The 23,148-nt window shown below is 41.9% G+C and carries 19 protein-coding genes; 12 read left to right on the top strand and 7 right to left on the bottom strand.

Annotated elements, in window-relative coordinates; translation table 11 throughout:
• Nucleotides 1-15: 15 nt before the first annotated feature.
• The 4 genes from H8Z82_RS04275 to H8Z82_RS04260 all read right to left on the bottom strand — a co-directional run bounded on the left by H8Z82_RS04275 (nt 16) and on the right by H8Z82_RS04260 (nt 4,187).
• Nucleotides 16-1,086, bottom strand: coding sequence for a Gfo/Idh/MocA family protein (locus H8Z82_RS04275; protein ID WP_186994371.1), 1,071 nt, complete (start codon nt 1,084-1,086; stop codon nt 16-18).
• Between the two features lie 11 nt (nt 1,087-1,097).
• A complete protein-coding gene (locus H8Z82_RS04270; RefSeq protein WP_186994370.1) occupies nt 1,098-1,919 on the bottom strand; it encodes a carbohydrate ABC transporter permease in 822 nt (273 codons plus the stop codon).
• A complete protein-coding gene (locus H8Z82_RS04265) occupies nt 1,916-2,794 on the bottom strand; it encodes a carbohydrate ABC transporter permease (RefSeq protein WP_186994369.1) in 879 nt (292 codons plus the stop codon). Before H8Z82_RS04265 ends, H8Z82_RS04270 begins: the two co-directional genes overlap by 4 nt.
• A 91-nt stretch (nt 2,795-2,885) precedes the next feature.
• Nucleotides 2,886-4,187, bottom strand: coding sequence for an ABC transporter substrate-binding protein (locus H8Z82_RS04260; RefSeq protein WP_186994368.1), 1,302 nt, complete (start codon nt 4,185-4,187; stop codon nt 2,886-2,888).
• Nucleotides 4,188-4,533: 346 nt separating this feature from the next.
• On the opposite strand from H8Z82_RS04260, the gene H8Z82_RS04255 reads away from it, so the two are divergent.
• The 7 genes from H8Z82_RS04255 to H8Z82_RS04225 all read left to right on the top strand — a co-directional run bounded on the left by H8Z82_RS04255 (nt 4,534) and on the right by H8Z82_RS04225 (nt 12,042).
• On the top strand, nt 4,534-5,181 hold the full coding sequence (locus H8Z82_RS04255) for an L-rhamnose mutarotase (protein ID WP_186994367.1): 648 nt from the start codon (nt 4,534-4,536) through the stop codon (nt 5,179-5,181).
• 84 nt (nt 5,182-5,265) lie between these two features.
• On the top strand, nt 5,266-6,132 hold the full coding sequence (gene aroE / locus H8Z82_RS04250) for a shikimate dehydrogenase (protein ID WP_186994366.1): 867 nt from the start codon (nt 5,266-5,268) through the stop codon (nt 6,130-6,132).
• A gap of 213 nt (nt 6,133-6,345) precedes the next feature.
• Nucleotides 6,346-7,848: a S1C family serine protease gene (locus H8Z82_RS04245; protein WP_186994365.1), complete on the top strand. Its 1,503-nt coding sequence runs from the start codon at nt 6,346-6,348 to the stop codon at nt 7,846-7,848.
• A 292-nt stretch (nt 7,849-8,140) separates the two neighbouring features.
• Entirely contained in the window at nt 8,141-8,491 is a 351-nt protein-coding gene (locus H8Z82_RS04240; RefSeq protein WP_019163266.1) for an Hpt domain-containing protein, read from the top strand.
• Between the two features lie 7 nt (nt 8,492-8,498).
• The gene (locus tag H8Z82_RS04235) at nt 8,499-9,173 is read left to right on the top strand and encodes an HAD family hydrolase (protein WP_186994364.1); all 675 of its coding nucleotides are present in this window, start codon (nt 8,499-8,501) and stop codon (nt 9,171-9,173) included.
• A 153-nt stretch (nt 9,174-9,326) separates the two neighbouring features.
• On the top strand, nt 9,327-10,613 hold the full coding sequence (locus H8Z82_RS04230; RefSeq protein WP_186994363.1) for a chloride channel protein: 1,287 nt from the start codon (nt 9,327-9,329) through the stop codon (nt 10,611-10,613).
• A 25-nt stretch (nt 10,614-10,638) separates the two neighbouring features.
• Nucleotides 10,639-12,042, top strand: coding sequence for an MATE family efflux transporter (locus tag H8Z82_RS04225; RefSeq protein ID WP_334298248.1), 1,404 nt, complete (start codon nt 10,639-10,641; stop codon nt 12,040-12,042).
• Nucleotides 12,043-12,159: 117 nt separating this feature from the next.
• Here H8Z82_RS04225 and H8Z82_RS04220 read toward each other — a convergent pair whose 3' ends face one another.
• The 3 genes from H8Z82_RS04220 to H8Z82_RS04210 form a co-directional block, all read right to left on the bottom strand.
• Nucleotides 12,160-12,756, bottom strand: coding sequence for a 50S ribosomal protein L25 (locus H8Z82_RS04220; RefSeq protein ID WP_019163262.1), 597 nt, complete (start codon nt 12,754-12,756; stop codon nt 12,160-12,162).
• Nucleotides 12,757-12,954: 198 nt separating this feature from the next.
• Entirely contained in the window at nt 12,955-14,070 is a 1,116-nt protein-coding gene (gene glgD / locus H8Z82_RS04215) for a glucose-1-phosphate adenylyltransferase subunit GlgD (protein WP_186994361.1), read from the bottom strand.
• A 1-nt stretch (nt 14,071) separates the two neighbouring features.
• A complete protein-coding gene (locus H8Z82_RS04210; protein ID WP_026077102.1) occupies nt 14,072-15,211 on the bottom strand; it encodes a glucose-1-phosphate adenylyltransferase in 1,140 nt (379 codons plus the stop codon).
• Between the two features lie 312 nt (nt 15,212-15,523).
• Here H8Z82_RS04210 and H8Z82_RS04205 point away from each other — a divergent pair, with 312 nt between their 5' ends.
• The 5 genes from H8Z82_RS04205 (at nt 15,524) to H8Z82_RS04185 (ending at nt 23,148) form a co-directional block, all read left to right on the top strand.
• Nucleotides 15,524-16,966, top strand: coding sequence for a sugar transferase (locus tag H8Z82_RS04205; RefSeq protein WP_186994360.1), 1,443 nt, complete (start codon nt 15,524-15,526; stop codon nt 16,964-16,966).
• Nucleotides 16,959-17,702 carry a glycosyltransferase family 2 protein gene (locus tag H8Z82_RS04200; RefSeq protein ID WP_186994359.1) on the top strand — a complete coding sequence of 248 codons (744 nt, stop codon included), beginning with the start codon at nt 16,959-16,961 and terminating at the stop codon, nt 17,700-17,702. Before H8Z82_RS04205 ends, H8Z82_RS04200 begins: the two co-directional genes overlap by 8 nt.
• Before the next feature lie 264 nt (nt 17,703-17,966).
• A complete protein-coding gene (locus H8Z82_RS04195) occupies nt 17,967-19,361 on the top strand; it encodes an acyltransferase family protein (RefSeq protein WP_186994358.1) in 1,395 nt (464 codons plus the stop codon).
• A 211-nt stretch (nt 19,362-19,572) separates the two neighbouring features.
• Nucleotides 19,573-20,874 carry an adenylyltransferase/cytidyltransferase family protein gene (locus tag H8Z82_RS04190; protein ID WP_186994357.1) on the top strand — a complete coding sequence of 434 codons (1,302 nt, stop codon included), beginning with the start codon at nt 19,573-19,575 and terminating at the stop codon, nt 20,872-20,874.
• 3 nt (nt 20,875-20,877) lie between these two features.
• Nucleotides 20,878-23,148, top strand: coding sequence for a LicD family protein (locus H8Z82_RS04185; RefSeq protein WP_186994356.1), 2,271 nt, complete (start codon nt 20,878-20,880; stop codon nt 23,146-23,148).

The following is a 23,148-nucleotide window of genomic DNA, read 5'->3' as shown; positions in this document are numbered from 1 at the left end:
ACCCCTCTGTGATTCTTAAAAGCCCCAGGGCTGTGTTTCTGTTTTTACTGTTTTTTCGCTTTCAATTGCCTGCTCAAGCATAAAAGATAAATAAGTATCCTGAAGTGCTTCGCGTAATGAATAAAATTCTGTTCCGTTTTCTGTGAAGTTTTTCATACATGCAAGGCAAGACGCTACGGCAATTTCATCATCATTCATTCTTGCGGGATAAAAAGGATTCTGATAAATTTGTTTATCTAAAAATAGAATTCCCTTATGTGCCCATTCGCTATTATTATTTATGCCTACGTCTACTCTTTGGAGCGACTGTTCTATTGGTTGATTGGATGCATTTAGAAATCTTACAGTATTGTCATTAATTTCACCTCGAACACCCCGAACATTCCAACGTCGTGTACGAATTTGTGAAAAATACTGTTCACCTTCAAAATCTAAAAAGGCGTTTTTTCCATTTTCAAATTGCATAAAAGCCCAGTCTCTGTCTTCCTGAATAATGGTTCCACTTTCATCAAAACCATTTCGACCATTGGTAGCAGTTACTTCTGACCAGAATTTCTTTCCCTGAATGATACAATTTTCGTATTTAATACCGAGAAATTTTCGGAATATGCTAACTGCATGATATCCGTGAAGTGCAGATAACATAACGCTGGAGGTTGTGCCTAAATATCCCTGCCTGATAATATCTAATATACTTGCGTAATAAGGCTGGAGGAAATATTGTTCTACGATTTGTACACGACCATTATATTTTTGGGACAGTGTCCATAATTCATTTAATTCAGCCACATTTTTTCCAGGAGGTGTTTCGCAGAGTACAGGAATTCCCTTTTCCATTAATTGTACGAGATAATCCTTTGCAATTTCCCGTGGAACGCAGAGGACTGCAAAATCTGGATTTTGAGAAAGTGCTTCGTCTAAATCAACGGTAGTAAAAATATGTTCCTTTAATGCAACTTCTTTTGCACGAGCCTCTGTACGTAATACACCGGCACATATTGAAAACTGTTTTGGTAAAAGTTTTGCAATCCGGTAATAAAAATCGGCTCTCCAACCATATCCAATAACCATATAATTTGCTTTCATCTGTTTTCACCTTATCCTTTCACAGCACCGGCTGTCATACCGGCAATAATATGTTTTTGAAGAATTATAAAAAAGATTAACATTGGTAATACGACCAGCATCAATGCAGCAAACACATATTGCCAGTCTCTGTTGTAGCGTCCAAAAAAGCTGTAAATTACCATGGAGATAGTTGATTTTTTTGCAGATCCCAAATAGAATAACGGAATCATAAAATTGTTCCATACATCAATAGCGGTAATTACAATGTTAGTTACCATGATTGGTTTTAAAATTGGAAATAATATCTTAATAGTCATTTGCCAAAAATTACAACCGTCCATTATGGATGCTTCATCAATCTCTCGTGGTACTCCCTTTACAAAGCTACAGAATGTCATAACAGTAAAAGGAATCCGTAATGAAATAAAGATACAGATTACAGAGAAAAAAGTACCATATATATGTAAATATTGCAACAAAAAGAAAATAGATGCAATCTGTAAGGTCAATGTAAGACCAAAGATAAAATAATAATAAATTCCCTGCGATAATTTGTCATTTCGTCTGGAAATGACAATGCCGGCTATTGCTCCTAAAAAAACGGAAATCACCGTTACGGGAACAGTAATAATAATACTGTTAAGATATCCCAGCCATATTTTTCCAGATTCCAATACATGAGTATAATTGGAGAAAAGCCATTTTGATGGCAAGGCAAGGTCAAATCTTGCTGCTTCTGCCTGGGTTTTGAAAGAACCCAATCCCATCATAAAAAATGGTATTACGTATAACAATGCCAAAGCAACCATGAATAAAAAAAGAATACATTTTCCTGCGTGTTTTTTCTTCACATTTCTACCTCTCGTTTCGTAAAATAACGATTCATAGTAAACGATATGATTACTACAATAACTGCCAGAATGACACTTCCGGCTGATGATTCCCCAAGAAATCCGAGACTGAAGGATTGATAGGTATAAGTTGCCAGAACCTGTGTGTCAAAACCTGGACCTCCATTTGTAAGTACATAAATAATATCAAATACTTTTAAACCACCAGCAATACTCAGTGTCACAACAACGGTCATTGACGGAACAATTAAAGGAAGCGTAATGTTTTTCAGTTTTGCAAAAGCAGAGGCACCATCTAAGGTAGCACTTTCATAGTAATCCTCAGGAATTGCCTGCAGACCGGAAATGAAAATGAACATATTGAATCCTGCCCACATCCATGTCTCTACCAAAATTACACTTCCAATAGCAGTGCCATAACTTCCAAGCCAATCATGAGTTAAGCTGCTTAATCCTATGGCTCGAAGGACATTATTGAGTAATCCTTTATTTGCTAAAATAGATTTAAATAACACTCCGACAACCGTAATACTAATTACACAGGGAGCATAGTAGATAGTTCGCATAATTCCTCTTCCGGGTATTTTCTTTACCATAACAAGCGCAAGAAGAAAGCCTACTACTGTTTTTAAGATAGTAGTTGCCAATGCAAACAAAAAGGTATTGCCAATAGAACGCAAAAAAACAGGATCTTTTAAAAGTTCGATGTAATTGGCAATTCCATTAAATGCGGGTGTATACAATCGGCCCATATTCCAGTCTGTAAAAGAACATACCAGACTGATCACAATGGGAACAACGGAAAAAACAGTGTATATCAAAAGCGCTGGAATAAGCACCCATAAAGGATAAATTGATTTCTTTTTTTTGGGCATATTAGATCTCCTTAACAGAAAGGGACTAAAGCTCTCTGCCTCAGTCCCTTTCTTTTGAATTAATATTGTTGATCAGACTTCAGAGATTGTGTTATTTCCAACCTTCTGCTCCTTTTTCGGTCATAAATTTATCTACATCTTCCTGGAAACGGTCCAGAACAGCTTTTCCATCCATATTTCCTTTAGATGGAGCTTCCAGATAGTAAACCCAAATTGTATTTCCAAACAGTGGCTGGAGAGTGTCAAGGTACTGATTCATCTGTGCGACTACTCTTCCTTCTTCCATATATTCGTTGTAGATTTTAGGGATATCTGGATTCATTGCACCTTCGTTTCCGTCAATTCCTTCAATATTTGGGAATCCTGGACGAGACTGGAAATATAAATTTCCATATTCCGGAGTACTCCACAGATCAAACACTTTTTTAATAGTATCAAGGTTTTCAGTATCTTTATTTACAGCAAGTCCCATTGCTGTAGGAAGATATGCCAGGACATCTTTATCATCATAGCCTACTGGAGGATTAAAAATAGTCAGATTGGCATCAGGGTAAGATTCTTCAATGGAAGTTAAAATTTCTGTCGCACCATAGATCATTGCAGTTTCTCCGCTTGCCAGACGTCCCAGAATTTCATCATAGCTTACTGTCATATAATCATCATTCACGTATCCTCTTTTAAACAATTCTAAGTATTCGTCAATTACAGAAGCCATTTCTGGATAATCATTAAATTTTGCCTGATTTGTTAAAATTTTATTTGCAAAATCTTCACAAGCATCTTCACTTCCAAGTGCTCGTGACATACCAGAGGTCATCCAAATCTGTGGAACCCAGGTATCTGATGGCATCGCAATAGGAACAATTCCTGCTTCTTTTAATTTGTCGCAGACAGCATAAAATTCATCTAAGGTTTTTGGAAGTTCTGTTATTCCATTTGCTTCAAAAACATCTTTGTTGTAAATAAGTCCCTGAAAACCGTTGGATGCTTCGAAACAATAACCGTAATGTTTTCCGTTATATTCTGTCAGTTCGGGAGCTTTTACTTTGGAAGCCCAGCTTTCATCATCTAATGAAACAAAAAATTCTTCAGGATCTACAGCGGCAAATAAATCTGCAAACTGATAAGCAATCAGATCTGGAGCTTCATGAGAATTTAATCTCATTTTCATCAGGTTATCATACTGGTCATCTGGAACAACTTCAAATTCGATAGAAATATTTTCCTCTTCCTCCAGTTTCTCAACCATGTTCTGTAATCCTGAGTACCACCTGGATTGCTGTACCATGCCGGTAAGCTCTACCTTATCGTCGGCATGTACAACTGGAGCAATGGAAAGTGTCATGATTCCGCTCATGAGTAATGCTGCCAGTTTTTTTGTTTTTGTTGTCATACTTTTTGTCCTCCTTTTTATTAAAAATGATTATCGAGTAAAATAAGTATATAGTCATTTTGATATATTTAAAATGGAGAGAAATAAAATAATATATGGAAAATTTGAGAGTGATTTACTCTTGCAAACTGGAAGTTAAAAATACAGGGATTTAAGTATTCCGGTTATCCTTGTGTATATGATCGGTCAGAAATATATTGTGGGAGGAATGACCTCCGGTGCAGTGAAAGAATAAAAAAAAATAGAATATCTGTAAATCTGTGGTAGAATAATACTGTAGTCTGAAGGTAATCTGTACCTGTGGCTACAGTATTATTTTTGTTACATTTTAGGAGGGTTTTATATTATGGAAAGACATGCGTTTGCCATGAAAGTGAAGGATGGTCAGATGAATACATATCGCCGGAAGCTTGGGGAAATCTGGCCGGAGCTTACCGGTTTTCTGGACAGAAACCAGATTAAAAATTTCAGTATCTGGAATGCAGACCAGCTGATCTTTGGGTATTATGAGAAAGCAGACGGTGCTGTGCTCAATGCAGAAGAGAAGTCAGTAAAGGACAGACTGACAGGGGAAATCCAGGATACTTTTCAGTGGATTTCTACTCCGGGAGAGAATATGCGTCTGATGTATCATAACTTTGGAGTTGTCAGGGAAAACAAGGAGCTGATCCGTCACAGGATGTTTATGACAAAGCTGAAGGATGGCTGCGAAGAAGAATATAAGGCGAGACATGACGGACTGATCGCACAGAGAGGGGATACTGTGGATCCGGGCCCGGACAGCAATTTCAGTATCTGGAGTGCAGGTGGATATATCTTTGGATATGATGAAATTGACACGACTATGGAGCGAGATGAGACACCGGAGGAGCATGAGGCAACTGTAGCCTGGGAAACCAGACAGCTGGGGATCATGGACTGGATCACCAATGATGTAGACTGGATGACAGGAGAATGCCATTCTGCAAGCAGAAGGCTGGCATGGCACAATTAATAGTTTGTTTTCACAGACTTGCTTTATCACTTTAAATCGTGTATAATCTGAATTACGAATAAAATGCGGAAAGGAATACAGATTATGTCAAAACATATTACAGGACACACAGGATTATTATGTTTACTTGGAAGCCCAGTTGCGCACAGTGTTTCTCCGGAAATGCACAATGAGGCATGCGACCAGCTGGGACTTGATTATACATATCTTGCATTTGACGTGCCGGAGGAAAAAATGCCGGAGGCAGTCCAGGGACTGAGGACTATGGGCGCCAGAGGCTGGAATATCACTATGCCGGGCAAGAACATTATGTGTAAGCTGGCAGATAAGGTTTCTCCTGCATCAGAGATTTCCGGTGCATGCAATACCATTGTAAATGATAATGGTGTATTGACTGCATACACTACAGACGGTGTAGGATTTATGAGAGCAGTTGCTGAGAATGGTGTGGATATTATCGGCAAAAAGATGACACTTCTGGGAGCCGGCGGTGCTGCCACTGCCATTCTGGTACAGGCTGCACTGGATGGAGTTGCAGAGATCAATGTATTTAATGTGAGGGATGGATTTTTCACAAGAGCAGAGGAGATTGTTGCCAAATTAAATGAGCGTACAAAATGTAAAGTGACACTTCATGATTATGAAGATCCGGAGGTTCTCCGTGCGTCTATCGCAGACAGCGCAATCCTGGTAAACGGTACTTCCGTGGGAATGGCACCGAATACAGACAGAACTATCATTATAGATACCTCCATGTTCCACAAGGATCTCTTTGTATTTGATGTAATCTATAATCCAAAAGAAACCAGACTGCTCCGTGAAGCAAAGGAGGCAGGGTGCAGAACCGGCAATGGTATGTATATGCTTCTGTATCAGGGAGCTGCTTCCTTTAAGCTTTGGACCGGAGAGGATATGCCGGTAGAAATTATAAAGGAAAAGTACTTTTCTTAAGGCTATGAGAATAGATAAAAAGCGTCCATGAGGGCGCTTTTTATATGATACCGGTGAAAGGGGAGCCAGTACCATAATATGTCACAGATTAAACACAATTTTCCCACACATTCAACACAAATCATCCCTATACTTAGAACCATCAAAAGGAAACAGAGAGTTGCAGTGAACAGACACTGAAACGGGTAATTGAGAATCAGGAGGGACTTAACCATGATGAATAAGGATAAAAATAATGATAAAATCAGAAAAATTGTAAAGAAAGGTCTGACACTTAGCCTGTGTGCAGTTCTTGCAGGTGGTGTGGCAGCAGGAAGCTTTGAGGGATTCAGCGCACTGACAGGGGAGACTACCGTGCAGGCAGCAGATAAAAATGACGCTAAGCTTACTTATGCAAAATCAGAAAAGAAAGCAGATAAGGATGATGCAAAAGAGGATGACAGCAAATCAGATTCCAAGAAGAGTGATACAGCAAAGGGAAGCCTGGATGTATCTGACATTGCAGCAGAAGCACTTCCTTCCATTGTATCTATTACAACAAAATCTGTTCAGGAGGTTCAGACCTATTATGGAATGTACGGAATGTACGGATATGCCCCACAGCAGGAACAGGAGGTAGAGGGCAGTGGTTCCGGTATTATTGTAGGTAAAAATGACGATGAATATCTGATCGCTACTAACTATCATGTAGTAGAGGGAGCAGATACATTATCTGTAGCTTTTGCAGACGGAACTGCAGCAGAAGCTACTGTAAAGGGCTTTGATGAGGAAAAAGACCTGGCAGTTGTAGCTGTATCCATTGATGATATTGACTCTGACACAGAGGATGCAATTTCTGTTGCCAAGATCGGCAGCTCTGATGATCTGAAGGTTGGAGAACAGGTAATTGCCATCGGTAATGCATTAGGATACGGACAGTCTGTTACTACCGGTATTGTAAGTGCAAAGAACCGCAAAATGGATTCTGATAACAATACAGTTACAGACGGCAGCACAGATGATTCAAGTACAGACGGAGTAAACCTGATCCAGACAGATGCCGCTATCAACCCTGGAAACAGTGGTGGTGCACTTTTGAATATGGATGGTGAAGTTGTAGGTATCAACTCTGCAAAGCTTGCATCCACAGCGGTTGAAGGTATGGGATATGCCATTGCTATCTCTGATGTAACAGATATCCTTGAGAATCTGATGAATGAGACAGCCAGAAATAAACTGGATGATGAGGATCATGGTGTACTTGGCATCAAAGGACAGACGGTAGATTCTCGGGCTGTACAATTATATGATATTCCGTCTGGCGTTTATGTATACCAGGTTATGGATGGAAGTGCTGCTGAGAAGGCTGGCTTGAAGGAAAAATCTGTAATCACTAAATTTGAGGGAAAAACAGTCAGCAGCATTGAACAGCTGATTTCTTATCTGGCTTACTATGAACCAGGCGAGGAGGTTGAACTTACCGTGCAGGTTCCTGGAGGTTCCGGATATGAGGAAAATACTGTGAAAGTAACCCTGGATAAGAATACCACTGATGAAGACAGTGATAATAAGGACGGAACGAAGAATAGCAAGAAGAACAGTAAGGATGAAGAATCCATAGAAGATGCATTTGGCGGTTCAGAGGATGAAGACTCTGAAGACCAGGAAGAGGAAGGCTCTGAGGAGGATGAAAATCCATTTATCAAATATTTTATGGAGCAGGGACTTTTCAGATAAAATATAATTGTTCAGGACAGGTAAGGCTGTGAGTGCAGACCTGTAGAAATATGATTCTGAATAAGAACATAGAAGAGGCATTTGTATGTAGGATATGTATGTACAGATGTCTCTTTGCTGATTTTTTACATATTTTTAACATGTTTTTGCATACTTTTGGAGGCGCTGTACTTGTGAAGGAATATATGGTGTGATAAAATAAGACAACTGATAAAATAACAAAGATGTTTTAAGGACATTATAACAAATGTATAACTCGGAATGGGTTAATAAGTATTAAGGAGAAATTCAAATGACAATCAAAGAGTGTTATGAACAGATGGGGGCAGATTACGAAGATGTGCTGGGCAGATTGAGAAATGAAGCACTGATCAGGAAGTTTGCAAAGAAGTTTCTGGAAGATGGAAGCTTTCAGATGCTGAAGGATGGTTTGGCAAAGAAGGACGGAGAAATGGCTTTCCGTGCAGCCCATACTCTGAAGGGAGTATGTCAGAATCTGGGATTTGATAATTTATATGAGCCAAGCTTTGATATTACAGAGAAGCTTAGAGGCAGAGATACAGAGGGCTGTGAGGAGCTTTTTGCAAAAGTAGAAGAGCAGTACAATAAGACTGCAGAAGCAATCCGCATGTTGGGAGACTGATTTACAGATGATGAAAAGTAAGGGTGCGATTTTTGATGTAGATGGTACACTTCTGGACTCCATGCCGGTATGGCATAATATTGGAGAGCTTTATCTGGAAAGTCTGGGAATTACCTGTGAAAAGGGTCTGGGTGATAAAATATATGCCATGAGTCTGGAGCAGGGTGCGTCTTATCTGCGCAAAGAATATCATCTGGAGAAATCAGAGTCTGAGATTATTCATGAGGTGTTGAAAATCGTAGATGATTTTTACAGATTGGAAGCGCCTTTGAAGCCTGGAGTAAGGAAGATTTTGGATTGGTTCAGAAATCATGGGATTCCAATGGCAGTTGCTACATCCGGAAACAGAGAACTTGCGCTGGCAGCTCTGGAGAGGACAGGGGCTGCAGAGTATTTTCAGACAGTGCTTACCTGTTCGGAGATCGGTGCGGGAAAGGATGAGCCTGAGATTTATCTGCAGGCGGCACAGGCTCTTGGGTGTAAACCAGAAGAGACGCTGGTATTTGAGGATGCATTTTATGCGGCTTGTACAGCACGTGAAGCTGGTTTTCCTGTGATCGGAGTGTATGATGAAAGCAACCGGCGATTTGTTCATCAGATGCAGGAGCAGTGTATCTGTTACTGTGACCAGATAGAGGAATGCATAGAATTCTTAAATACAGACGGTATTTACAGAGAATAAAATCTGTAAATGCCGTTTTTTCCTGCTGTTCGTTTGAAAAGTAGATACATTCTGTCCACGGCAATAGCAGGAAGACTTGCGAATTCTATAGGATTTTTTGCTGAACTATAGTAAAATAGGAAGTAAACAGTATGCGGAAAGGTATTGAGGAAAATGGAAGAAGAAAAAGAACAGAAGGTAAAAGAAAAACTGTCATATTATGGTCAGGAGATAAAACGGGATGTGGGGAATCTGGTGAAATGGTTGCTTCTGGCGGCAGTGGTTGGCTGTGTCACAGGGGCAGCAAGTACATTATTCTCCTTTGCTTTGAAAGGGGTAACTGCCTACAGGAAAGCAAATGAATGGATTTTTCTTCTGCTTCCGGTGATGGGTCTGATCATTGTATTCTTGTATGAGAAAATTGGTAAGGAGGACGGAGGAACCAACCAGGTGCTGTCTACAGTCCGGTCTCAGGATGATGTGCCTCTTTTATCAGCACCTTTGATTTTTATATCTACAGCGCTGACACATCTGGCAGGCGGTTCCGCAGGAAGAGAGGGAGCTGCGATCCAGCTGGGAGGAAGTATTGCCAATCAGCTGGGACGGTGGATTCATCTGGATGAGGAAGATCGCCATGTGATCGTTATGTGTGGTATGAGTGCGGCTTTCTCTGCATTATTTGGTACACCTATGGCTGCAGCTGTGTTTGCACTGGAGGTAGTCAGTGTGGGTGTTATGTATTATACAGCTCTTATGCCCTGTATGATTGCTTCTCTGATTGCCTCTCAGTTTGCAGCGGGCATGGGTGTTACACCGGAATCCTTTCATGTGGTGGATATTCCGGCCTTGTCTTTGGAAACAGGACTGAAAATGGTGATAGTAGCTGTGGGATGTGCGGTTGTAAGCATTATATTCTGTATGGTGCTGAATGCTGTGGCAGGTCTGTATGCAAAATGGCTGAAAAATCCATACATCCGTGTAGTTGTGGGAGCGTGTCTGGTGATTGCAGTTACTCTGCTTCTGAGAACAGATGAATATATGGGTTCCGGTGCAGAGCTGATCGCTAAGGCAGTAGAGACCGGACAGACAGATACATTTGCATTTTTGTGGAAAATCATTCTTACAGCGTTGACCATGCGTGCAGGTTTCCGGGGAGGGGAGATTGTTCCCTCTTTCTGTGTGGGGGCTACTTTTGGATGTGTGATGGGAAACCTGCTGGGACTTTCTCCCTCAATCTGTGCAGCCTGTGGTATGGCAGCAGTATTCTGTGGGGTAACAAACTGTCCGATTACTTCTATATTGATTGCTTTTGAGATGTTTGGTTTCCGTGGAGTGTCTTTTTACCTGATTGCGGTGTCCATAAGCTATGCTGCTTCCGGATATTATGGACTGTATAAGGATCAGACCATTGTGTACTCAAAATATAAAGCGAAATATGTGAACAGGCACACAAGGTTCTAACCGAATCAAGCAAGTATCGAAGCGGATGATTTTATCCGCTGGAATAGGAGGAATTTACTTGGAAAAGGACAAGGAAAATATACAGGCTGAAAATCCTCTGGGCACAGCGCCGGTAGGGGGCCTGATCAGAAAATTTGCCATTCCGGCGATCATCAGTATGCTGGTCAGTGCAATGTATAATATTGTGGATCAGATTTTTATCGGACAGGGAGTGGGAATGCTGGGAAACGCAGCTACCAATGTGGCATTTCCGGTGACTACCATTGCCACAGCCATGGCACTGCTCCTGGGTATCGGCGGAGCTTCCAATTATAATCTGGAAATGGGGGCAGGACGGGAAAAAAAGGCCAGTGGTATTGCCGGGACTGCTCTTTCTTCTCTGGCGATCAGTGGTGCAGTTTTATGTGTGATCGTGGTGCTGTTTCTGAAGCCCCTTCTTACATTGTTCGGTGCAACGAAGGATGTTATGCCTTATGCTGTGGATTATACAGGAATCACAGCATTGGGGCTTCCGTTCTATATTTTATCTGTGGGAGGAAATCATGTTGTCAGGGCAGACAGAAGTCCCACCTATTCTATGGCCTGCGTAACAGCAGGTGCAGTGATCAATACCATCCTGGATCCTCTGTTTATCTTTGGATTTGGATGGGGAATTAAGGGAGCTGCCTGGGCTACAGTGATCGGGCAGGTTGTATCCGGAATTCTGGTTGTAGTGTACTTCTGGAAATTCAGGAAAATGTACCTGGAAAAATCCATGTTGAAGCCACGGTTACATTATCTGAAAGCTATTACCGCCTTGGGTCTGGCATCCTGTATCAATCAGATTGCAATGGCTCTGGTGCAGATCGTTCTGAATAATATTCTGCGGTATTATGGGGCAGCTTCTATATATGGAAGTGATATTCCCATTGCCTGTGTTGGTGTTATTTCCAAAGTAAATCAGGTATTTATGGCCATCTGTATCGGAATTTCCCAGGGCTGTCAGCCAATCTGGGGATTTAACTATGGGGCAGAAAAATATTCCAGGGTGCGTCAGACCTATAGGTATTCTGTAACTGCCTGTACAGTTATTGCCACCGGCTTTTTCCTGTGTTTCCAGCTGTTTCCCCATCAGATCGTGGGAATCTTTGGCACAGGAAGTGATCTGTATTTCCAGTTTGCAGAGCGCTATCTGAAGATTTATATGTTTATGACTTTTGCAAACGGAATCCAGCCAATGTCATCCGGATTTTTTACTTCTATAGGAAAAGCAAAGCTGGGTGTTGTTATGTCTCTTACCAGACAGGTGATATTCCTTCTGCCATTGATCGTGATCTTCCCCCTGTTTATGGGAATTGACGGTGTTATGTATGCAGGACCGATCGCAGATGCAGCAGCATTTGCGCTGGCTATTATTTTTGCCAGAAGAGAGCTGATGAAGATGAAGTAAGCAGAAGTATAATAGCTGTGATTATCTGACAGATTGTGATTATTTGCCAGATAGATAACAATAAAGGGACTCCACATGAAAATGTGAAGTCCCTTTAAAAATACATAATTTTGTAATTTACTTAGCTTCTTCCTCAGCAGCAGCTTCCTCTTCAGCTTCCAGAGCCGGATCTACGTGAACTGCAGATACGGATACGACTGCGGCATCAAGATCTGTCTTCAAGTCTACATCTTTGTCCTGAGCGATAGCAAGATCTCTGACCTTGATCACATCACCGATCTTCATATCACCAACATCAACCATAACCTTGTCAACCAGTGCAGATGGCAGAGCCTTGAAAGAAATCTCTTCCAGATGCTGCTGTAATACACCAGCAATCAGTTTATCATGGTTTACAAGTACGACCTCAGCTACGGAATGTACCTTCTCGTTGCTTACCAGTGCCTGGAAATCTATTTCATCCACCTGTCCCTTTAACGGATTGAACTGAATCTCCTTGATCAGTACATCATAAGACTGACCATCCACATCCAGCATAATCTGACTGCCCTTGTTGCTAGTCTTGAGAAGCTTTTCTACGTTAGATCTTTCAATCTTAACAGGAAGAGAACCCTCAATCTCCTTGCCAAATACATTACCTGTAACGTATCCTTCTCTTCTTAATCTCTTGGCCTTTGTGTCCATTGTTCTTGTTTCAGCTTTTAAAGTATTCATTTGACTTTTCCTCCATTTTACAGCTGAGGTGACACGCTTGACACTATCTTTCATTCATGAGCATTTCTATATGCTCCAGGTGGTGTTAAGTATTTTTAAGTATTCAGTTGTTTCTTTCTTATCTTTGTTACACCTGTATTATAACACCCAATTTCTCAAAATCAATCCCTAAATTGTGAAAATTCCGTGAAGTTCCTTTTAGAGGATATCCCCTCTACGGATATAACCAGGCTGGTCAGCCGGGGAAACAATTTCTTTTTCATGAACAAGTCGAGCCCATTTATCAACTACTTCATTTTCTACGTGAACACCCTCGCCAACTGTAACTTCAGCGAGAACAACACTGTTTTTGACAACAGCGCCTTTTTTGATCACGCAGCCACGTCCGATTACTGAATTTTCAACAGTACCTTCAATCTGACATCCGTTGGAGATTACTGAATTCTTTACTTCTGCTGTATCGAAATACTGAGTCGGGCAGGAGTCATTGGTACGTGTATAGATTGGCCAGTTTTCATGGAAAAGCTCCTGAGCTGCTTTGTAATCCAGAAGATTCATGTTTGCATCATAGTAACTTGGGAAATCTGTGATACTTGCGAAGAAGCCCTTATGTGCAACGCCGCGGATATCCAGAGTACCGCAATTTGCTTTCAGGATATCTGCCAGAGTATACATGGAAGAAAGCTTCTTGGCTTCTTTGATCAGGCTGATGAAAAGCTCTGTTTTCATAACGCAGGTATCCATATAAATATTCTGGTTTTTCTTATTACCATGGTTGGCACCGATGGATTCAACACCCTTCTGACGGTTCAGCTCCAGAATATTACAGGTGAGATATGCTTCCTTTGCATTATCAACTGCGTGATAAAGCATGGTAACATCTGCACCGGATTCGATATGTGTATGTATAAACTGGTCAAAATCAATAGAATAAACCATATAGCTGGGAGCAACAACAACATATGGCTGGTTCATTCTGCTCAGAGATTCCATATTATCCATATAGCAGGAAATATCGGTATTATAAATATCATTATTGTTATTGTGCTCAGAGAACAGAAGCTGAAGTCTGCCGCTCTTTGAGTTAATGTTATAATGACGGCCTGTTCCAACGTGCTCTACAATGGAACGTGGTTTATTGTTAATATAAACCTGGATACGGTCAATGTTACTGTTAGTCATATTGGAGATAGGAAAGTCAATGACTCTGTATCTGCCAAGGAAGGAAAATGCGCCGATGGGGCGGAAATCCTGCATTCCATCTACATAAATATTTCTCCCGGAAGAACTTACGATTCCAAATGCCTCATACATATTATTCTGCCCCCTTTACACGTTTTGCGATAAGCGCAATGTTTTCGCTGCCTGAATCACCCACAACAGCTCCCTTACCGATACGGATACCACCTGCTACCAGTGCACGCTGAACTACAGCACCTTCTTCTACTACAGCACCTGGCATCAGTACGCTGTCGATAACCTTTGCACCGACACCGACTTTAACACCTGTAAAGAGAACAGAGTGTTTTACTTCACCCTGAATCGCGCAGCCCTGTGTGATATATGCATCCTTTACATCTGCTTCTGCACTGATGTACTGTGGAAGAGCAGTAACATCCTCAGTATAAATTTTCCAGGATGGATCACCCAGGTCAAGTTCATTCTTGGAACTTAACAGATCCATATTAGCTTCCCAGAGAGAATCGATGGTTCCTACATCTTTCCAGTAACCTTTAAATTTATATGCATAAAGTGTCTTTCCATCGTTAAGCATAGTAGGGATGATATCTTTACCAAAGTCATGGTTGGAATCAGGATTCTTGATATCTGCCATGAGCATTTTGCGAAGAAGCTTCCATGTAAAAATATAAATACCCATAGATGCAAGATTACTCTTTGGATGCTCCGGTTTTTCCTCAAATTCTACAATACGTCCGGATTCATCTGTGTTCATAATACCAAAACGGCTGGCCTCCTTCATAGGAACCTCAATAACTGCGATTGTCGCGTCAGCTTTGGCTTCCTTATGAGCTGCCAGCATTTTGTCATAGTTCATTTTGTAAATATGGTCTCCGGAAAGAACCAGAACATATTCAGGATCAAATTTATCGATGAAATCGATATTCTGGGAAATCGCATCTGCGGTTCCACGATATACATTCAGATTTTCGTCAGCCTTTTCACGGGGAGGAAGAACATAGACACCACTGTCTTTGGCATCCAGACCCCAACGTCCGCCGGCTGCAACATAGCTGTTCAGCTGAATGGATTCATACTGTGTAAGCACACCTACTACATCAATACCACTATTGGCACAGTTACTTAATGGAAAGTCTACGATACGATATTTACCGCCGTAAGCTACAGCTGGCTTTGCTACTTTATTGGTTAAATCATGGAGACGGCTGCCACGTCCGCCGGCCAAAATCATAGCCAACATACTATTTTGTTTCATAATAGTAACCCTCGCTTTCTTTTACTAAACACATTATACAATTTTTTAATTAACATTACCAGAGGTTTATGAAAAAAATATGTAAAATTTTCGGTAGAAAAAGTGAAAATTCGAAGAAAAATTATGCATTATACACAAATAACCCGGGAAAAGTGAAAAAATCAGGATTTGTAAGTATGCACAAAATTAATAAAAACAGGTGGACGTAATATATATCTTGGGCTATAATGTAGGGCAAAGTGACGGCCATAATATATGGTCCGGTACCTGAAAAGTTATAAAATCTGTACAAAAAATGATTAGAGGTATTTTGTGAGTAAGAGAGAAGATTATAAACGTTTTATTATATTTTTACTGGCCAGCCTGGTTGTGCTGGCTCAGATGGCAATTTTTGCCTATGTCTGGTACAACATCTACAGAGGACAGATCAATAAGCCTTTTTGGCGTAAAGGTAACTGGGTATTGATCGCTATTTATGGTTTGCTGTTTGGACTGTTTTCCAAGTTATACGGAGGACTGAAGGTTGGATACCTGAAGCGGATCGATGTATTTTATTCCCTGACGTTGGCACTTCTGTGTACCAATGTGGTGGAATATCTGCAGATTACTTTGATCAACAGATGGTTTCTGGAAGCATGGCCAATGATAGAGATGACAGGGATCCAGCTTATCGTTTGCATTGTATGGATCTGGGGCTCCCGTTATATTTATTCCAGGCTGTACCGTGCCAGAAAGCTACTGGTTATCTACGGAGACAGGGATCCGGGGGATGACCTGATCCACAAAATGAATTCAAGAAGAGATAAATATGATATCAGCGGAAAAGTACATGCCAGTGTGGGTGAGGAAGAAATCCACCGGATGATGGCAAATTATGATGGAGTGATCATCTGGGATCTTCCTTCAGCAGTGAGAAACCGCTATCTGAAATATTGTTTTTCCCATTCCATCCGATGCTATATCAGTCCAAAGATTTCAGATATTATATTGATGGGCAGTGACAGGATACATCTGTTTGATACCCCTCTTCTTATGTCTAGAAACATGGGCCTTTCCATAGATCAGAGGGCTGCCAAGAGGCTGTTGGATATTCTGATCTCCGGTATAGGAATTATTATTACCTCTCCGATCATGCTTATCATTGCCATTGCGGTGAAGGCATACGACAGAGGACCGGTATTCTATTTTCAGGATCGTCTCACCCTGCATGGAAAGGAATTCAAAATCTGTAAATTCCGCAGTATGTGCGTAGACTCAGAGAAAAACGGTGCCCGGCTGGCTTCCAAACATGATTCCCGTATTACACCTGTGGGAAATGTACTGCGAAATCTTCACCTGGATGAACTGCCACAGCTTTTCAATGTATTTAAAGGTGATATGTCCCTGGTTGGTCCCCGCCCTGAGCGTAAGACCATTATGGAGGAGTATGAGAAAGAACTTCCGGAGTTTTATTACCGCCTGAAGGTAAAGGCCGGACTTACCGGATATGCCCAGGTTTACGGTAAATATAATACGACGCCATATGATAAACTGAAGCTGGATCTGTTTTATATTGAGAACTATTCTTTTCTGCTGGATATTAAGCTGATTTTCATGACAGTGAAAATCTTTTTCCAGAAAGAGGTTTCTGAGGGCGTGGATGACAGACAGATCAATGCCCTGAAAACATCCGGAGCAGAAAAAATCTCAGATACAGCAGAGGTTCCGGAACTGATGAAGGATCCGGACAGCAGAGGGGAGAAAAAATATGAATAAACCACAGGTATCTGTGATCATGCCGGTTTATAACGGAGAAAAATATATTAAACAGGCTGTGGAATCAGTCTTTGCCCAGGAAGTTTCTACAGAGCTTCTGGTCATAGATGACGGTTCCACAGATCATACAGAGAAAGTCCTGTCTGCCTATAAGGGCAGAGAGGACTTTCGGTATCTAAAGAATAAAGAAAATATGGGAGCGGCCAGGTCCAGGAATCGTGGAGTGCAGGAAGCCAGAGGGGAATACATTGCTTTTCTGGATGCAGATGACTGGTGGGAAAAGGGAAAGCTGACAGCTCAGCTGGAGCTTTTGGAGAAAACAGGGTATGTATTATGCTCCACAGGCAGGGAACTGATGAAGGCAGACGGTACAGACACCGGCCGGTATATACCTGTAAAAGAAAAAATCCTGTACAGAGATCTGCTGAAGCACAACAGTATCAACTGTTCTTCTGTGGTGATCCGGAGGGAAGCTGCCCTGGAATTTCCTATGGAGCATGATGACAGCCATGAGGACTATATTACCTGGCTGAAGGTCCTGCGAAAATATGGCTGTGCAGGAGGGATCAACCTGCCCTATCTGAAATACCGTCTCAGTGAAGGGGGAAAATCCAGAAACAAGCTGAAATCAGCAGCTATGACATACAGGGTCTACCGCTATGCCGGTTATGGACATGTGAAAAGCTGCCTGTTTTTTGTTTCCTATGCAGTTCATGGAATCCTGAAATATTTTTAACCGGTGTTATGTTACTGTTCACTCCGTTCACAGTAACGCCAAAATTCATTCCAGATTGCCTGCGGCAATGGAATTTTGGCTTGTATGTCTCGGGATTTTGGCATATTCATGCCAAAACACCTCGCGGGATAGTGGTGTGTGAACAGTAACGGTGTTATATCATATATAACACTTTCCTTAAATTTCTATTCCAAAGTTTATAAAATTATGTTATGATGTGCACAGAATAAAAAGTCAGAAAAAAGAAGGAAAGTTTATAAAATTATGAAACTGAAAGCAGACAGGGCGGCTGTGCCGTATTCCTACCTGATAGATAATGTAAAGGTATTACTTATTTTTCTGGTAGTATTCAATCACATTATTGCATTTAATCTTGTAAAAGTAGACATTGTGGTAAGGTATATCTGGTATGCAATTACGATTTTCCACATGCCTGCATTTATTTTTATATCCGGCTATCTATCCAAGAAGCCGCAGAATGTTATGAAAAATGTTAAGAATCTGCTGATTCCCTATATTCTGGGATACAGTCTGACCTGGTATTCACAGATATGGCTGGGAAGGTCTGTAGATTATGAGATCCTCAGGCCTACCGGTACAGTTATGTGGTATGTGCTTGCGCTTTTTGTATACAGACTGACAGTGGAGGGATTTGGACAGATTCGGTTTATCGTACCCTTGAGTATTATTTTTGCTCTATGGGCAGGTACCAGGCCGGAGTTTTCCACCTTTTTATCCGCATCCAGGATTGTGGTATTTTTCCCGTTCTTTGTAGCCGGATATCTGTGGAAGAGTGAATATATCACAGCAGTGCGCCGTTTCAGACAAAAATGGCTGTTGATTCCTATTTCGGCAGTTCTTTTGTGGGCAATACCCAATTATATGATCACAAATGAAATGGGAGTTGCCATTTTCCGTGCTAATCACAGCTATAAGCTTTGCGGGCTGGAGGATCCGGAAGGAATTGTGATCCGTCTGCTGATGTATCTGGTATCTTTTATTATTATTTATACAATGCTGGCGATCATGCCGGACAGGAAACTGATCCTGACCTATATCGGGCGTCACACAATGGGAATTTATTTCTTCCATTATCCTATCATGATCCTGATGAACGGATTGTTTATTTTGCAGATTCCTGCACTGACCAATGTGTGGGCTCTGCTGGGGGTCTCTCTGGTATTCCTGTTGGTTCTGGGAAGTCTTCCGGTGGATCTGGCTTATACAGGCATTCTGAACCTGATTGCCTTTATCCTGTTTAAGAAGGATAAAACAGTTAAGGATGAAGGTCTGGAAGAGGAGTATGACAGTGATGATGATAAATATGAAATGCTCCGCAGGAAAAGGGCTATTGAGGAATTAGCTGCAACTCTGGAGACAGGTAATGAGCAGCAGAAGTCACATACACAGACCATTGACCTGGATGAGGAGAACGGAAGCACAGATACAGACAGACAGGAGGGCTTCAGTCAGGTGGCTGGCTATGAACTGGATATTGAAGAGGATAACATGGACGACATGCCGGCTGAGGAACTTGAAGAAGCTGAAAGAGAAATGTCTCTGGAGGAACTGATCGAGGAGCTGGAAGCTACCACAAGGAAAATTAAAAGTAATGATCTCCTGGAAAGTACAGGAAACGATCTGGATAAACATTTATAAAATGCAGAAAATAAGCTCTGAAGGCGGTAGAGATTGTCCGCTTTTGGGGCTTTTATACTTTTATAAAAATAAATGGTGTCTGTAACATACGAATGACATATTGCTTCATCTATGCTATAATCAAAAAAGATGTTAGAGTTAAATTAGTATGGTTTGCCTCCGGATGGACAGTGCCGGAAGAGGCATAACAGGGAGAGTGCGGGGTTATATTATGAAAAAAGTAATCACATATGGTACCTTTGATCTGTTTCACAAGGGTCATTACAATATTATCAAAAGAGCGAAGGCTTTGGGGGATTACCTGATCGTAGGTGTTACCAGCGAGAGCTTTGATATTGAGCGAGGGAAGCTTAATGTGAGGGACAGTCTGATCAAGAGAATCGAAAATGTACGCAGGACCGGCCTGGCTGATGAGATTATTATTGAAGAATATCAGGGCCAGAAGGTCAGCGACATCATTAAATATGATATTGATGTTCTGGTAGTTGGTTCTGACTGGAGAGGAAAATTCGATTATCTGAAAAATTACTGCGATGTGGTATACCTAGAGCGTACCAAGAATATTTCCAGTACCAAGCTGAGAAGTGAAGGGATCATCTTTAATATGGGAATTGTCACCGATGATATTCAGGACAATGGCTTTGTACAGGAGTCCAAATATGTCAGTGGTGTCCATGTAGAGAGAGTATTCTCAGAGACAGAGGAGGTTGCCAGGGATTTTTGTGATAAGTATGAACTGGACTCCTGGTGGAATGATTATGAGGAGTTCCTGTCAGATGTGGATATTGTGTATATCAAATGCAGGCAGAAAGACAGGGAAGAATATATCAGGAAAGCCATTGAGAAAGGAAAATATGTGATCAGTGACAGTCCGGCTGTTCTTTCACCGGATAAGCTGCGTACCCTTTTCCAGATGGCAAGAGATAATCATGTGGTGTTGATCGAACGGCTGACCTTAGTATATCTTAGGGCATTCAATCAGCTGGTATGGCTGGTACACAGTAACCTGGTGGGTGATCTGGTCAGTGTGAAATGTGCCATTTCCCAGGATGATTTTGAGGGAGGAAAGCCTTTTAATGAGACTGTGATCCATGCAATCTGTGTAGTGGTCAAGCTGTTGGGAAAGGATTGTCTGGAGGTCAATACCAATGCAGTGACTGACAGGAATGGAGATTTTGTATATGATATGATCACCATGAAATATAAAACAGCGCTGGCTACCATTGAGATCGGAACCACTGTGGATGTGGAGGATGAACTGGTGATCATTGGAAGTAACGGAAGAGTTACTGTACCCAATGACTGGTGGAATACGGGATATTTTGAGGCAAATATTGCAGGAAAGGAATTCCTGAAACGATATAGCTTTAACTTCGAGGGAAATGGTTTCCGTTATCTCCTTCAGGAGCTGATGATTATGATCAGAGACAAGAGAACAGAATGCACCAGACTTTTTTATGATGAGTCAGTGAAATTGATGGAAATACTGGAGACGATCAATCAGAAAGGATAATTCATGACAGAAAAACAAAAATATCTCCTGAAGCTTCTTCAGGAGGTTGATGAAATCTGCAGAGAACATGATCTGAGGTATGTTCTGGCAGGAGGTTCCCTGATCGGAGCCCTGCGCCATGAGGGATTTGTGCCCTGGGACGATGCCATAGATCTGTATATGCCCAGACCGGACTGGGAGAAATTTGTAGAGATCTGTAAAAGAGATCTGCCGCCGGAGAGAGCCATCCAGTGCTCACAGGCAGACAGACATTATACCAATTCCTATTCCAGATATGCATCGGCAGATACCTGTGCGATCCACAGAAGCCAGATCGCAGGCAAAGATGTGGCGGGAGAGGTGATCGATGTATTTACACTGGATCCTATCCCTTCCGATGACAGAGAATATGAGAAATACCGGACATATTTTATGATCTATTCAGATCTTTTGAATATTTCGGCAAGCTATAGTGACAGATGGGAGATCCCTGTTTCCTTGTATCGGAAATATTTGTATGCCTATCTTTTTCTGGGCAAAGACAGAACACTGAGCAAGCTGGAGAAGCTTATGTTTTCCTACAAAGAGGAGGATTGCGACCGTTATGCCATGGGTTGGGCAGGCTGTCCCTCTCTCTTTGACAAAGAGACCTTTTTTCCGGCAAAAGAGGGGACTTTTCAGGGGCTGAAGGTAATGATCCCCAATCACTGCAGTGAATATCTGACTCAGTATTATGGAGATGAGTGGTCTTATATGCCGGCATATGCAGAACGTGAGGGACACCGGACTGTGTGCGTGGAAGGGGCTACCTATAAGGAATTCCGGGAGGATTACATGTCTGGTGTGAACAGGGGTAGACTGAACAGAAATGCTATCAGACAGAAGCTGTACAATATGCGTATTGCCAGAGAGAATCACAGGGTCAGCCACAAAGGTCTGGAATACAAGGCTGGCTGTGTGGCAGCAGATCTCGGGGAAGCCATCCGGGAATCCGGACTGAATCTGCAGGAACTGATGGAAAAGGGTGCCTATCGGAAACTGGGAAATCTTTTTGTTGCATATTATAAGGCACAGCTTAGCCCTGATTTTATTGGCAGGGAGGATTTTGACCATATTTATGCATATTATCATCCGGTGCTGGTGGATATTCCGGATGAGGTGTTCCTGGCAGCAGTAAAAACCCTCTTTTATACAGAACGGATTTCCAAAGCCTTTCGTATGCTGGAAATCAGGGAAAAGGCAGACCATCTCACAGGAGAGATGGAGAGTCTGAAAACAGATATCCTCCTGTTTCGCAAAGGTCTGGAGCATTATGAAGTAGGGCATATGGATGAATGCAGGAAGCTTTGTGAGGAGCTTCTGGAAAAATATCCCGGTCATCCCGGTCTGATGAAGCTTAAATGCAGGCTTCTGATGGAAAAGACAGGGGAGAACCTGCAGGAGGCAGAGCAGTTTCTGGAGAAAGCCTTGCGGTTTTTTCCGGAGGATGGATATTTTATGAAGTATCTGGCAGACATCCTGTGGATGAAGGGAAACGGACAGAAGGCTTTACAGCTTTATGCCAGAGTGAAGGAGAATACTGCCAACGGATTTGTGTGGCTGGAAATGGACAAATTGTTCCGGCCTTATAAAGGGAAGATACTCAGGAATTGTGAGGAAATGATCGGCAGCAGACAGCGGACAGAAGCTCTGCAGACCATGGAAATGTGGCAGAAGATCATGCCTGAGGATGAAGATATCCGTGCCGGCTGGTATCTGGCAAAGATTTCCTGTGTCCGTACCCAGAGCCAGATTGAGAAGCTGATCAGGGAAATCCTGGAAAAAACAGAGGTGCCTATGGGTACCGGTGATAAAAAAGAGCAGAATCCAGGGTACAGGAAAGCATTGGCGAAAGCCTGGAAACGTCTGGGGTATCCAGGAGAGCTTGCTACACTCAGGGCAGATTTGGCATGCATCAGCGAGGAAAGTGAGCTGGAATGGCTGGCTGAGAAGGTGCGGAGCCGCCAGATTCATAAGGAGGAAAAGCCTTATGTGTATAAGCTGGTGGGAGATATCCGCAGCAAACAGGGACAGACCAGAGAAGCTTTTGAAAATTATAGGAAAGCATTGGAATATACAGTTCCGCCTTATCTGAAAACAGAGCTGTACCGGATCATTATCAGTGATCTGGATAATGGAAGCCGCCAGATCCGTAATTTTGGAAAGAATGCAGACATGCTGCCTGCAATGAACAGCTGGCTGGGTAAATACGGAAGCTTGGAGGAGATACAGGCACTGGCAGCCCGTCTGGTGTAG

Origin of the sequence: Blautia difficilis, from assembly GCF_014297245.1 — a bacterium.
In the GTDB taxonomy this organism is placed as follows: Bacteria; Bacillota; Clostridia; order Lachnospirales; family Lachnospiraceae; genus Blautia_A; species Blautia_A difficilis.
Note: the sequence above shows the minus strand (reverse complement) of the source record. Positions and strands in the feature narration are given on the sequence as shown.

Bases quoted from the DNA above. Each gene is read 5' to 3' on its own strand.
- H8Z82_RS04230 (WP_186994363.1), top strand. From the start codon at position 9,327: ATGGAAGAAGAAAAAGAACAGAAGGTAAAAGAAAAACTGTCATATTAT.
- H8Z82_RS04220 (WP_019163262.1), bottom strand. From the start codon at position 12,756: ATGAATACTTTAAAAGCTGAAACAAGAACAATGGACACAAAGGCCAAG.
- H8Z82_RS04190 (WP_186994357.1), top strand. From the start codon at position 19,573: ATGAAAAAAGTAATCACATATGGTACCTTTGATCTGTTTCACAAGGGT.
- H8Z82_RS04195 (WP_186994358.1), top strand. From the start codon at position 17,967: ATGAAACTGAAAGCAGACAGGGCGGCTGTGCCGTATTCCTACCTGATA.
- H8Z82_RS04200 (WP_186994359.1), top strand. From the start codon at position 16,959: ATGAATAAACCACAGGTATCTGTGATCATGCCGGTTTATAACGGAGAA.
- H8Z82_RS04255 (WP_186994367.1), top strand. From the start codon at position 4,534: ATGGAAAGACATGCGTTTGCCATGAAAGTGAAGGATGGTCAGATGAAT.
- aroE (WP_186994366.1), top strand. From the start codon at position 5,266: ATGTCAAAACATATTACAGGACACACAGGATTATTATGTTTACTTGGA.
- H8Z82_RS04185 (WP_186994356.1), top strand. From the start codon at position 20,878: ATGACAGAAAAACAAAAATATCTCCTGAAGCTTCTTCAGGAGGTTGAT.
- H8Z82_RS04210 (WP_026077102.1), bottom strand. From the start codon at position 15,211: ATGAAACAAAATAGTATGTTGGCTATGATTTTGGCCGGCGGACGTGGC.
- H8Z82_RS04235 (WP_186994364.1), top strand. From the start codon at position 8,499: ATGATGAAAAGTAAGGGTGCGATTTTTGATGTAGATGGTACACTTCTG.
- glgD (WP_186994361.1), bottom strand. From the start codon at position 14,070: ATGTATGAGGCATTTGGAATCGTAAGTTCTTCCGGGAGAAATATTTAT.
- H8Z82_RS04275 (WP_186994371.1), bottom strand. From the start codon at position 1,086: ATGAAAGCAAATTATATGGTTATTGGATATGGTTGGAGAGCCGATTTT.
- H8Z82_RS04260 (WP_186994368.1), bottom strand. From the start codon at position 4,187: ATGACAACAAAAACAAAAAAACTGGCAGCATTACTCATGAGCGGAATC.
- H8Z82_RS04240 (WP_019163266.1), top strand. From the start codon at position 8,141: ATGACAATCAAAGAGTGTTATGAACAGATGGGGGCAGATTACGAAGAT.
- H8Z82_RS04225 (WP_334298248.1), top strand. From the start codon at position 10,639: ATGATTTTATCCGCTGGAATAGGAGGAATTTACTTGGAAAAGGACAAG.
- H8Z82_RS04265 (WP_186994369.1), bottom strand. From the start codon at position 2,794: ATGCCCAAAAAAAAGAAATCAATTTATCCTTTATGGGTGCTTATTCCA.
- H8Z82_RS04245 (WP_186994365.1), top strand. From the start codon at position 6,346: ATGATGAATAAGGATAAAAATAATGATAAAATCAGAAAAATTGTAAAG.